Origin of the sequence: Chryseobacterium ginsengisoli, assembly GCF_039542325.1 — a bacterium.
GTDB classification, from domain to species: Bacteria; Bacteroidota; Bacteroidia; order Flavobacteriales; family Weeksellaceae; genus Chryseobacterium; species Chryseobacterium ginsengisoli.
In genome coordinates, this window is sequence record NZ_BAABHX010000001.1 from 307,672 (window position 1) to 320,678 (window position 13,007).

Consider the following 13,007-nt stretch of genomic DNA (forward strand, 5'->3'; position numbering starts at 1 on the left):
ATAAATGTTTTTTTGGGGAATGGATCAGTCTTGAAATTCCCCAAAGAAGTCATATTCTTTAATAGTTAATTTTTCGGGAAGTTTTAATGAAAAATCGACGTTTGTAATTTTCAATGAGCTATCATAAGAATATCCTGTAGAATAATTTACTTGCATTCTTTTTACAATATAGTTTAAGTTCGGATCTAAAAATCCTTTTACTTTTTCCTGCATTTCATTGCTTCTACCATGATCAATACCTATTTCAAGATAATTAAATTTTGATTTTTCTAAAGTTACCCAAGCTGTAAATCTTTTTTTAGTCTTCTTTTCATTTTTGTAACCAATAATCTGATACTGCAGAGAATCTGTTTTCTTTATCTCTAAAATGTCATCTTTAGCAGGATCTTTATGCTTATTTTTACTGAAGTCATTTGTATGAGTATATTCAAAAGTTACAAAACCTTTTGTTTCCGTGATTTTAAAAGAATGTCTTAAATCTTTATTTCTATCATAAATTACTCCTCTTAGTTTATTATTATACTTATCGATATGCAAATGAATATTATTTTTAGAATCATAAAAAGTTGTAGAAATTGACTTTTCCTTATTCGGCTTAATTTGATCGGTCTGACTTTCTATTGAATAATCAAAATGATATTCCTGAGAAAAAATATTAATAAAAGTAAATACTAAAAATAATAGAGCTAGCTTTTTCATAAATGCGTTTTAATCACCTCCCACTCTTCCAATTTCTTTTCAAAAGAAACCGTATGAAGCGGACTTGTTGAAGGCAATAAAAATACAGGAATTTTATAATTTTTCCCTAAAATCTTGTGTAAATTTTTATAAGATTTTCCACCATTGCAAAATATAGCTTTAATATTTGGATGTTTTTCTAAAAGCTCTCCAATCTGATTGGCTTCTTCATTTTTGATTTCAGAATCAAGGCTTCCTTTTCTTTCGCAGGAATCGATTACATCCCAAAGTGCAATATTGTGTTTCTTTAAAATACTAATTCTTTCAACATAATCTTCTGTGAAATCTTCACCAAACAATTCAAAAATAATCTTCCAAAATTTGTTTTGAGGATGACCATAATATTGTTGTTTTTCCAGAGATTTTACTCCAGGAATTGAGCCTAAAATTATGATTTTAGAATTGCTATCAATAATTGGTGGAAAGGAAGAAATTCTGTTTTGCATGATTCAAATATATAAATTTTGGCTAAAGCCTTTTCATATTATAAAAAACAAGAAACGGGCTAAAGCCCGTTTCTATTGATATTTTTAAAGAATAATCAAATCAGTTGGATTTTAACTATTCATTTTTAATTCTTAATTACAAAGTTTCTTTCAACCAATCAAAGAATTCTCTCTGCCAAACCAAACCGTTTTGCGGATGAAGAACCCAGTGATTTTCGTTCGGGAAATAAACCAATTTAGATTTTAAACCTCTTAACTTAGCCGCCTGAAAAGCTTCCTGACCTTGCTCGTAAGGAACTCTGAAATCAATTCCACCCTGAACGATCATGATCGGCTTGTTCCATTTATCAACAAAATTACTCGGATTGAATTCTGTATATGCTTTTGGTTGTGGTTTTTCCCAAGGAGAACCCAAGTCCCAGTTGGCGAACCAAAGTTCTTCCGTTGTTAAATACCAGGATTTCATATCAAATAATCCGTCGTGAGCGATGAACGTTTTGAATCTGTTTTCGTGAATTCCAGCTAGCATAAATACGCTGTAACCACCATAACTTGCTCCAACAGCCGCTACTCTATCTCCATCAACATACGGTAAAGTTTTCGCAAAATCTGTTGCAACAAGATAATCTCTCATTGGCTGTCCTCCCCAATCTCTCGAGATCTCTTCATTCCATTTTGTTCCCCAACCCGGCATTCCGCGACGGTTTGGCGCAACTACGATGTATCCGTTTGCTGCCATTAAAGCAAAATTCCATCTTACGCTGAAAAATTGTGTCAATGCAGACTGTGGACCTCCTTGACAATACACTAAAGTCGGATATTTTTTGTTCGGATCAAAGTTTGGTGGATAATGGAACCACACTCCCATTTCTTTTCCATCCGAGGTTTTCACCATTTTTAATTCAGATTTTCCTTGAGCCAACTTAGAATACATGTCTTTATTAGCTTCAGTTATCTGTTTCATTTCTCCGTTTTTAAGGTTTACAGAGAAAATATCGGTTGCGTGATTGATGTCTGTTCTTCCTACTAAAAGTGAAGTTTTATTGTCTGTGAAAATTTCATTAACATCAAAATCACCTCTTGTAATTTGCAGAACTTTAGCATTTTTAGGATCTAAAGAAAATAATTGCTTTGTTCCTCTGAAAGCTGCGGTAAAATAAATTGATTTAGAATCTCCACTCCAGAAAACATCTCCTGAAACGCTTTCATCCCAACCGCTTGTCAGATTTGTTGTTTTTCCGGATTTCCAATCTAAAATCTTGATGTCATTTTTATCTGCTTCATAACCATCTCTCGCCATACTTTGCCAAACCAAAGACTTTCCATCTGGGCTGAATTTTGGGTTTACATCGTAACCTTTATTAGATTCAGTTAAATTTTTTGTTGTTCCCGAAGCAAAATCGTAAGCGAAAATATCTGTATTCGTGCTTGTTGAATATTCTTTACCACTTTTAGGTTTTGTAACGTATAAAAGCTGCGCTGAATCCGGACTAAAAATAAAATCTTCAGCTCCACCAAAAGGTCTTTGCGGTGAATCCCACATTTTCCCTTCCAATAAATCTTTTGCGGAATCTACATTTTCAGTTGTATTAACGACAAAAACATGGTTGTATTTTCCCTCATTAAAATAATCCCAATGTCTGTGATTCAAATCTGTGTAAACTTGCGCTGTAGTTTTCGGAGTATCGGAAAATTTGTCTTTTCCCATCACTTTTTCTACTAAAACTTGCTTGCTGAAGGCAATTTTTTTACCGTCTGGAGAAATGACAACATTGTCAACTTCACCAATTGTATAAAATTCCGTCCATGTTTTTCCGCTGTCTTTTGAAAGAAAAATTTTATCACCTTCCTGAGCGTAAATTCCATTTTTATCCCATTGAATAAGGGCTTTTTTACCCAAATCAATTTTTGTGGATTGATTATTAAGAACATTTAAGAAATAGTTCTCGTTTTTTGTTTTTTCTGTTTTAAGATCTGTCTGTCCGATTTTATAAATAAGCGAAGACTGATCTGGAGAAACTGCCTGTACTCCTACTTTTTTCAAAGTCCAAAGAATTTCAGGCGTCATTACTTGTTGTGCATTCATTAAGAGCGGAGCTGCCAAAGCCAGCAGACTGTACTTAAGTTTCATATATTGATATTCATTTTTTACGACTTCAAAGTGTATACATCTTAAAGTCTTAATTTAATTCAAAGATTGCCAAAGTTATGTAAATGTGTTTACATACAATTAATGAAACCTTTATAATTTTTAATTAATTTTGCTTCTAACCATCAAACTAAATTTCCATGAAGAAAATTCTATTTCTTTCATTTATCTTTTCATCTGTTTTGTTTTTTTCACAAATTACGATGAGTCCATTTCCCAGTCATTTTAATAATCCTTATCAGGTAACTATTTCTGGAAACGGAACAATCTATTACACAACGGACGGAAGTACTCCGACCTTGTCATCAAGCTCTGCGGTAAACAGTGTTCAGATTTATATCAATCAAAGAAAAGAAATTAAAGCATTTATTGTGAATGGAGGAACAACCTCATCCATAGTTAGTAAAAAATATTATACAAGTACAATTCCTACCGGCGAAATTTATTTTAAACCTCCTTCAACCTGGGTTTCAAGCTGTGTAATGGTTGATATGGTAAATCCCAATAGTATAAATGGTTATGCAATGGATACTTTTTGGCCTGGTCCCACAATGACAAGTACAGGATGCAATGGTTGGTATAAAATAACGGCAAATTTCGAAGATGCGAATGTAAGATTCAATAACTGTTCTCCTTTTGAAAACATTCCGGGAAGTTTGAGCACCAATCTGATTCCTGTGAATTCCATAGTTTATTATGATTACAGCGACGGAGCAATCAGCAACCCGCCTTCATGTCTATTTTTAGGAACAAATGAGACCAAAAATAATCCTGTCACTTTAGTAAAAATCTATCCTAATCCTGTTTCTGATATTTTAAAAATTAACTCTGATATTGATTTTAAAGGATATGAAATTTTAGACATGAGCGGAAAAATAATTAATGAAAACAAAACTTTTTCAAAAGAAATTTCTATTCATCATCTTCCATCCGGAAATTATTTCATCAAATTGAAAGATTCTAAAAATAACTTTACCCTTCTGAAATTTATCAAGAAGTAAAAACAAAATCGCCAATCATTTATTTGACTGGCGATTTTTATATATGAATGAATTTAACTTTCACGTTTTAGTCTTTATCAGAAAACATCGAATTCGCGAGAGAAGTAACGATGGAAAGCAAAATACTGAAAATAAGTGCCGATAAAAATCCACCCACAACCATACTGTCTATAAAATAATCTGCAATCAGAATAATTATTGCGTTGATTACCAAAGTAAATAATCCTAAAGTAATGATTGTTAAAGGTAATCCGAAAAGATTCAGAATAGGTTTTACAATTAAATTTAAAAGTCCCAGAACAATTGCGAAAATAATCGCTCCTCCAAATCCTGTAAAATGTACTCCCGGTAAAATCCATGTTAAAAGATAAGCAACAACTGCTGTTACAAGAAGTCGGATAATTAAGTTCATAATATTGATTTTTTTTAATGTTTATAGACGTTGCAGTACAAAACTTATTCCATTTTATTAAGTAAATTTAATGATCAATGAAAAATGGTTATTTTATCTTCATCATTGTCACCAACGACGTTGCAACGTGGCTTTCAGAGGTTCCGTTTTCATCAACGACATAAATTTCCGTTCTTATCACGCTGATTTTTGCCCCGCCTTTTATCACGTAAGATTTTGAAACCAAAGCATCTCCAATTGCAGGCCTTAAATAATTGACTTTCAATTCTACTGTCACAACATAACAATCTTCTTCATAATGACTTACCGCTGCATACCCCGAAGAAACATCTACCAAAGAAGCGATCATTGCACCGTTGAACATTCCTGCTTTTCTGGTCATCAAATCCATTTTCGGAATTTTCATGGAAATGAAATCTGTGTCAACTTCTAAAAGTTCTGCCTTGTAAAATTGTAAAGTTTCCGAGCGGTTGAAGCTGTCGGTGATGAGTTTTCTTTTTTCCGGAGTCATATATTCTATTTATTACAAAGGTAAGGTCTGGAAAGTTTTTATCTGAATTTAAACTAAAAAAGTTACCCCATTTTCATGAGATAACTTTCCAATGTTTGAACTTTCTTTAAAATTAAAATAAACAGATTTTAAGCCAATGACAAATTTTCAGAAAAACTTTGTGTTTTGATTCCGTGATCTTCTTTAATCATATCGGCGGCTTTTTCACCAATCATAATTGTCGGAGCGTTTGTGTTCCCTGAAACCACATCGGGCATAATGGACGCATCCGCAACACGCAAACCTTTGATTCCGTATACCTTTAACCTCGGATCAACAACAGAATTGCTGTCAATTCCCATTTTACAGGTTCCTGTCATGTGATGATACGTTGAACATGATTTTTTAATATAATCTAAAACTTCCTCTTTCGTTTTGCCTTCTCCAGGATAAATTTCACCATCGTTCCATTCTTTCATGGCTTCGGTTCTTCCCATTTCACGGCAGATTTCAACACATCTGTATAATGCTTCCAGATCAGATTCTTCGGAAAGATATTTAGGATCGATTTCGGGTGAAACAGATGGATCCGAAGAAGTTAATTTAATATAACCACGACTTGCAGGTCTGATAAATCCTGCACAAAAAGTAAATGCTTCTGCAGGACCTGTAAAACCCGGACTGTAATAAGGAAGTCCCATAAATAAAGGCTGCAGATCAGGAAAGACCATTTCTTCTTTGCTTTTCCAGAATAATTGAGCTTCCAAAAGATTAGCTTCAGGAGCCGGAATTTTTTTTTTAGCTTTAAAAATCACACTCGTCAAAAGATGATCCTGAAGATTTTTCCCGACACCTTTCAGATCTTTTACAACAGAAATCCCGACAGATTCCAATTCGTTTTTATCTCCAATCCCTGAAAGCATCAGAAGTTTTGCAGATTCTATCGTTCCGCAGGAAACAATGACTTCTTTATCTGCCCTTGCTTCTACTAATTCTCCATTTTTTAAATATAAAACGCCAACACATTGATTGCCTTCAAAAAGTAATTTCTGAGCCAAAGCATTGGTATGGATTTCCAAATTTTTTCTTGACTTTACCGGATCTAAAAAAGCTTTTGCTGTAGAACATCTTTTTCCGTCTTTACCAACCGTAAGATGATTCAAACCTGATCCCCAAATTTCTTTATTAAAATCGTCAGTTTCAGGGAAGCCAAGTTCTGTACAAGCTTTAAGAGCGCTTATAGAAATCGGATTCGGAGTTTTGATACGGCTCACAAAAAGAGGTCCGTTTCCGCCATGAGTTTCATCTTCACCGTCTTCATGCGTTTCGGATTTTTTGAAATAAGGCAAAACATTTTCCCAGTCCCAGCCGACACATCCGTTGTAAGCCCAATTATCGTAATCCTGTCTGTGACCTCTGATGTAAATCATTCCGTTAATAGAGCTTGAACCACCCAATGTTTTTCCTCTTGGCCAATATCTGGTATTGTTTCCGCCATTTTCCTGAGGAACGGTGTGATAAGCCCAGTCTCTTTCTGTATTCCAGATTGCAGGCCAGCCTGCCTGTGCATGAACTTCAGGAATATTATCTTCTGAACCGGCTTCTAAAAGAAGGACATTTATATTTTCGTTTTCACTTAATCTGTTGGCTATTACTGCGCCTGCCGAACCTGATCCGACAATGATAAAATCGTATTTCATAAGTTTTAATTTTAATTGTTCTACTTTTTAATGCTGATAACTTTTGGAATTGTGACAGCTTTTAATCCTTCAATTCCGAATTCTACTCCGTAACCGGATTGTTTTGCTCCTCCAAACGGTACAAAAGGATTGACTGCACCGTGTTGATTAATCCAAACAGTTCCTGCTTGCAACTGACCGGCAACTTTTTCGGCTTCAGCCAAATCATCACTCCAGACAGAAGCTCCCAATCCGTTTTCTGAATCGTTGGCTTTTGCTATTGCTTCTTCGATTGTTTTATATTTGATGATCGGTAAAACAGGGCCGAATTGCTCTTCATCAACGATTCTGTCTCCATTATCTACATTTCCTATAAGAGTTACAGGAATAAAATAACCTTTCGAATCGGGTTTTTGACCTTTAAATAAGAAATCTGCGCCTATATTTTCAGCATCAGTAATCAGATCCTGAATTTTATCGAACTGCATTTTATTCTGAATAGGTCCTAAAACATTCACTTCATTTCCGCCATCACCCATCGGAATATTGGAAGAATAATCTGCCAACGTTTTCACTATTTTTTCATAATCATCTTCATGAACGTATAATCGCTTCAAACATGCACAAGTTTGTCCCATATTAAGAAATGCTCCCCAGAAAATATTGTCAGTATGCTTGGAGAGATCAAGTCCCGGTAAAATAATTCCGGCATCGTTTCCACCACATTCTAAAGTCAGACGAGCCATGTTTTTAGACGAAGCTTCGATCACTTTTTTTCCCGTTGCAATAGATCCCGTAAACATAATTTTACCGATTTCAGGATGTGATGTAAGATATGATCCTACTTCTCCTTTTCCTGTAATCACTTGCAATACGTCTTCCGGAAGTACAGAATTGATTACTTTGATCATTTCCAATGTACAAAAAGTTGTGTATTCTGAAGGTTTCAAAATAACTGCATTTCCCATTCGCAGAGATGGAATAATTTGCCAGATTGCGATCATTAAAGGCCAGTTCCACGGAGCGATGGCGGCTACAATTCCAATTGGTTTTCTGTATAAAACATCTTTTCTGGTTTCATCTTCAAAGACGATTTCTTCAGGCAAATCCAGTGAAGCCGGAACCTGAGTCCAGCCTACGCAAGCCTGCATTTCAAAGTTTGAACCCGGTCCGCTTAATGGTTTTCCTTGTTCACGGGTAATCCATTCTGCCAAATGTTGAGAGTTTTGTTGTAAAGCTTCGGTAACCTTTAATAAAATTTCCTTTCTTTCCGAATCCGGTCTTGCTGACCATAGTTTTTGGGCAATTTTTGCTTTATCGATTTTAGCGTTTATTTCCTCTTTTGAAGTATTGCTAACTTTCCCTATAACCTCTAATGTAGAGGGATTTAACGATAAAAACTCTGTATCTACGGTGGTACTTTCTTTTACAAATGATGTATTTTCCATTGTTTCAAATTATTTTGTATTTTACATAGCTCGAAAATGACAAAAACATGATATAAATCATTTACTTATTCTCTATTTTTTTTAACCTAAACTCTATGCTATAAATGGAAAAGATCGAAGAAAGAACAGTTTTCAGCATTCCTTTCGGAGAATTGAATGTATTTGAAACGAATGTAGTATGTCATGATTTTCCTTTCTTTTTTGAAAAACCTGTCATTACGTTGATGTTGAGCGGTAATAAGATCATCCGCAGTGAAGAAGAGACGTTTGAATTCAATGAAAGAAGTGTATTCATCCCGCCTTGTAACAAAGAATTAAGTATAGATATTCATCCTGTATTTCAGGAACCGACCAAATGTTTAGTCTTAGATATAGAACAGGAATATATTGATAATGTTTTTTCTGAAGTTATCGAAAACTGGCATCCAGATTGGGATAAGACCGGGATTATGATGAAAGAAAACACAGTTAAAAAATTTGTAAGTTCCGATGAATCTTTGTGGAGAAGCCTAACCAATCTTTACAACCGAAGAATAGATGATACGATGTACAAAACATCGGATTTTCTTTTAAGTTTAAGCCTTAAAGAACTCATCTATGAACTGATGAAAACCAATGCCAAACATATTCTCCTTCATAATAAAATAGAAAATTTACAGAATGGACTTCAGGAAGTCGTTCATTTTATAAAACAAAATTACAGAGAACCGATCACGATAAAAAAACTGGCTTCCGTCGCAGGAATGAGTGAGGCTAATTTGTTTAAAAAATTTAAAAATACTTATAATTGCACTCCTGTAGAATATATTATCGAACTGAGAATAGAACACGCCAAGCAATTATTGATCAATAATCCTGAAATTGATATTAAAAATATCTGTTTTGAATCGGGATTTAATACGCTTGAATATTTTTATAGAAAGTTCACTCAGATGACGGGGAAATCTCCGAAGAAGTTTAAAGTTAGTTGATTTTATTTTACTTTTACCTTGAAGCAAAAGTAACAAAAGTTCAAGACTGGAATCATCCGCTAAAAATTAAAAATTACTCCTAAAATTCTCAAAACTTGCGCGAATTAAGAATTTGTGCTTCGATTCAAAATTAGTCTCGCGCTTCGAACAGTGAGAATTTTTTAACGGACTAAATTTAAATTTTCTTAACGCTACTGCTTCCTAAGTCGATTATTATGAAGTGTACCACTACAACAAAAAAATTATTAAGTTAATAAAATGGATAATTCCGGGGAAAGAGAAACGACTCCTTCCGTTAAGCTTTCAGGGTGTGATGTAAAGCCTTTTAATTTTGAAGTTTTTCCTTTTAACACCAAATCCATTAATTGTTTATCTGATAATTTTTTACCGAAGATCTCAAACGATACTTTGAAGCCACAATTTTTAAAATCAGAACAGCCGACCGCGGTTTTTCCTTTCATTAAATGATGTTCTTTACATTTTGGGCATTTGGTTTCTTCCCAAGATTGTAATTCTTTTTTTATCGAAGGTTCACGTTTTTTCTTTTCTTTTACCTCAACAACTTCCTCGTAAGAAATCACTTTCCCTTTTCCATCGACCACTTTTTTGGTCAGTTCCGTTACCATTTGGATCAATTCCTCCTTAAACTGATTGGCTTCATATTCACCTTTTTCAATTCTACGAAGCTTTGATTCCCATTCACCTGTTAATTCAGGGCTTTTCAGTAATTCATCTTCAATCATATCGATCAACTGAATTCCAGTTTGGGTTGCGATAAGATTTTTTCTTTTCTTTTCGATATATTTTCTCTTAAAAAGAGTTTCGATAATATTGGCACGGGTTGAAGGTCTTCCGATTCCGTTGTTTTTCAACATTTCACGAAGTTCTTCATCTTCCACTTGTTTTCCTGCAGTTTCCATTGCTCTCAACAAAGTTGCTTCCGTATAAGGTTTCGGCGGTGTTGTTTTTCCCTGATGAATCATCGGATCATGCGGTCCTGTTTCTCCAACAATAAATTCAGGAATCGTTTGTTCCTCTTCCTTATCTTTCTCTTTATCGGTCGATTCTTCTTTTGGTTCTTTGGAATAAACAGCTCTCCAACCCGGTTCAAGAACCTGTCTTCCACTTGTTTTAAAAGGAATTGTTCCAACTTGCCCTTCAACCAACGTATTTGAAATTTTACATTCAGGATAAAATACAGCGATGAAACGTTTGGCAACCAAATCATAAATCAGTTTTTCTTCTCTGCTTAAATTTTGAGAAGGTGGAACTTCTGTCGGAATAATCGCATGGTGATCTGTCACTTTTGCATCATCAAAAACAGCTTTTGATTTTGGGATCGGTGCTTCCAGTAAAGGCGCAACAAGCTCCTGATAGAAATACATTTTTCTAAGAATTCCTTCTATTTTCGGGTATAAACTTTCCGATAAATAAGTTGTATCCACACGTGGATAGGTCACGTGTTTTTTCTCGTAAAGACTTTGAATATAATTTAAAGTATTCTCTGCAGAATATCCGTATTTTTTATTGGCTTCTACCTGAAGTCCGGTCAAATCGAAAAGCCTTGGATTTTTTTCTTTTCCTTCTTTAATTTCAAAAGAAACGATCTCAAAAGGATTTTGTTTTAAATATTCCAAGCCTTTTTCGGCACGATCTAATGTTTTTAAACGATCAATCGCAGCGTTGAAAATAACGTCACGGTATTTGGTTTTCAGTTCCCAATATTCTTCAGTGGTAAAAGCATCAATCTCTTTTTGACGCTGAACCAACATCGCCAACGTCGGAGTCTGAACCCTCCCAATGGAAAGAACAGCCTTATTTCCGCCAAATTTTTTCGTGAATAGCCGGGTTGCATTGATTCCTAATAACCAGTCTCCAATTGCTCTTGCATTTCCTGCGAGATATAGATTCTTGTAATCTTCGGCAGGTTTTAAACTTGCAAAACCTTCTTTAATCGCTTCCTCAGTAAGGGACGAAATCCACAAACGCTGAATCGGTTTGTTGCATTTTGCTTTCTGTAAAACCCATCTTTGAATCAACTCTCCTTCCTGACCAGCATCCCCGCAATTGATAACCTCATCGCATTCTCCGACTAATCTTTCAATGACTTTAAACTGATTTTCAACGCCTTTGTTTGGAATCAATTTAATTCCAAAATTCGCGGGAATGATCGGCAGCAAAAATAAATTCCACGATTTGTATTGCGGACCGTAGTCGTGAGGTTCTTTGAGGGTGCAAAGATGTCCAAAAGTCCATGTCACGCAATAGCCATTTCCTTCCATATAGCCTTGTTTTGGCACGGTTGCGCCCAATACTTTGGCGATATCTCTGGCAACACTGGGTTTTTCGGCAATACAAAGTTTCATGAATATTCGGAATTATTGAAAGGGTTGCAAAAATCGGGAATTTTTTTGGATTTTGCTAATTTACAGATGACTCTCGGTTGTTAGCTGAGAACGTGAATGATATGTTTTACGTATAATAAAGGTTTACATCGTTAAAATATACTTTCACATCGGAAGAATATTACTTTACATTACTAAAATATTACTTTACATCGCAAAAATATAGTTCCACATCATAAGAATATTACTTTACATTGTTAAAATATTACTTTACATCGCAAAAATATAGTTTCACATCGTAAGAATATTACTTTACATTGCAAGAATATATATTTACATCGCAAAAATATACTCTCATGTCGTAAAAATATGTTTTTACATCACGAATATTTTAAATTGGGTTAAAAAAATATAAAATGGAAATACTAAAAGTATAATTTGGAACGCCAACTTTATATTTGGGGTTTGAAAAAGCAGAAATGAAATCGAAGATTATAAAAATATATTTAATAAAATTTTAAACAAGCTTATATACATCTACTTATAATGATTTATCTCAAATAAATCTTTTCTATATTCAAAGCCATTTCATTAAAAATATTAACACATAATTAAATTTTATAGTTTTTTTTTAAGACATTATTAAATAGTAATGGACACCTACAAATTATTTTTCGAAAGCATTCTAAAACTCTTTTATTTGTGAAAAAAAATATTTAACATTGCATCAGAAATAGATATTAACATATCATTTAAAATATAAAGCATTAGCTTTCTTGTCTTGGTAAAACTGGTAATTTTAAGAGAAACAAGAATAGCAGTGCTCACGCTTCGGCGTGGGCTATTCTATTCGTTTCTCAGGTATACCAGTACCTCCAAGACAATAGACATAGTTCCACGCTTTTTTGTTTTTACAAATGATTAGCTTGGGAATAAAAACAATTTAAACATAGAGTATTTTGTAGTGTACAATGCAAAAGAAAAATGATTAGATAAAAACTTGCAAGTGAACACCAAAGCGCAATCAATGTGTATAAACTTGAGATTCAAAATAAAAAATTATAATTTTAAGCAAATGAAAAATTTAAAAAAGTTATCTAGAAATGAACTTAAGAAAGTAGCAGGTGGAAAATTACCACAAACTTGGATTGCAGAAACTTGTTGTGGTATGACTGCTACAACTACACAAGATTGGACTCCACAACAAGCTAATGAATGGCGTGATAAAGTTGAAGCAATTTACTGTAAATGTTAATCAATTAATTAATACAATTAAAGCACTTATAATGTAAATTGATACATTATAAGTGCAATTTTATAATTAAGAT

General features: G+C 34.0%; 11 protein-coding genes. 3 read left to right on the top strand and 8 right to left on the bottom strand.

All coding sequences use genetic code 11. From position 1 onward, the window contains the following. Window positions 1–24 precede the first annotated feature (24 nt). From ABD940_RS01485 to ABD940_RS01495, 3 genes are all read right to left on the bottom strand, one after another. Window positions 25–699, bottom strand: a complete 675-nt coding sequence (locus tag ABD940_RS01485) for a hypothetical protein (RefSeq protein ID WP_345199854.1) — start codon at window positions 697–699, stop codon at window positions 25–27. Beyond that, window positions 696–1,184: a DNA-deoxyinosine glycosylase gene (locus tag ABD940_RS01490; protein WP_345199855.1), complete on the bottom strand. Its 489-nt coding sequence runs from the start codon at window positions 1,182–1,184 to the stop codon at window positions 696–698. Before ABD940_RS01490 ends, ABD940_RS01485 begins: the two co-directional genes overlap by 4 nt. A gap of 136 nt (window positions 1,185–1,320) precedes the next feature. Beyond that, window positions 1,321–3,315 carry a S9 family peptidase gene (locus ABD940_RS01495; protein ID WP_345199857.1) on the bottom strand — a complete coding sequence of 665 codons (1,995 nt, stop codon included), beginning with the start codon at window positions 3,313–3,315 and terminating at the stop codon, window positions 1,321–1,323. 158 nt (window positions 3,316–3,473) lie between these two features. Between ABD940_RS01495 and ABD940_RS01500 the strand changes: the two genes are divergently transcribed. Then, window positions 3,474–4,334 (top strand): T9SS type A sorting domain-containing protein, encoded by an 861-nt coding sequence (locus tag ABD940_RS01500; protein WP_345199858.1) that lies wholly within the window; start codon window positions 3,474–3,476, stop codon window positions 4,332–4,334. Between the two features lie 67 nt (window positions 4,335–4,401). Here ABD940_RS01500 and ABD940_RS01505 read toward each other — a convergent pair whose 3' ends face one another. From ABD940_RS01505 to ABD940_RS01520, 4 genes are all read right to left on the bottom strand, one after another. After that, window positions 4,402–4,746, bottom strand: a complete 345-nt coding sequence (locus tag ABD940_RS01505) for a phage holin family protein (RefSeq protein ID WP_345199859.1) — start codon at window positions 4,744–4,746, stop codon at window positions 4,402–4,404. An 88-nt stretch (window positions 4,747–4,834) separates the two neighbouring features. Beyond that, window positions 4,835–5,257, bottom strand: coding sequence for a PaaI family thioesterase (locus ABD940_RS01510; protein ID WP_345199860.1), 423 nt, complete (start codon window positions 5,255–5,257; stop codon window positions 4,835–4,837). A 128-nt stretch (window positions 5,258–5,385) separates the two neighbouring features. Continuing rightward, on the bottom strand, window positions 5,386–6,936 hold the full coding sequence (locus ABD940_RS01515) for a GMC family oxidoreductase (RefSeq protein ID WP_345199861.1): 1,551 nt from the start codon (window positions 6,934–6,936) through the stop codon (window positions 5,386–5,388). Between the two features lie 20 nt (window positions 6,937–6,956). Further along, window positions 6,957–8,363, bottom strand: a complete 1,407-nt coding sequence (locus ABD940_RS01520; RefSeq protein ID WP_345199862.1) for an aldehyde dehydrogenase family protein — start codon at window positions 8,361–8,363, stop codon at window positions 6,957–6,959. 104 nt (window positions 8,364–8,467) lie between these two features. On the opposite strand from ABD940_RS01520, the gene ABD940_RS01525 reads away from it, so the two are divergent. Next, window positions 8,468–9,334, top strand: coding sequence for a helix-turn-helix domain-containing protein (locus ABD940_RS01525; RefSeq protein ID WP_345199863.1), 867 nt, complete (start codon window positions 8,468–8,470; stop codon window positions 9,332–9,334). Between the two features lie 245 nt (window positions 9,335–9,579). On the opposite strand, the gene ABD940_RS01530 is transcribed toward ABD940_RS01525, so the two are convergent. Further along, window positions 9,580–11,700, bottom strand: a complete 2,121-nt coding sequence (locus ABD940_RS01530; protein WP_345199865.1) for a type IA DNA topoisomerase — start codon at window positions 11,698–11,700, stop codon at window positions 9,580–9,582. Between the two features lie 1,054 nt (window positions 11,701–12,754). Between ABD940_RS01530 and ABD940_RS01535 the strand changes: the two genes are divergently transcribed. After that, complete coding sequence (locus tag ABD940_RS01535) at window positions 12,755–12,934, top strand: bacteriocin-like protein (RefSeq protein ID WP_345199866.1); 180 nt, start codon at window positions 12,755–12,757, stop codon at window positions 12,932–12,934. Window positions 12,935–13,007: the final 73 nt, after the last annotated feature.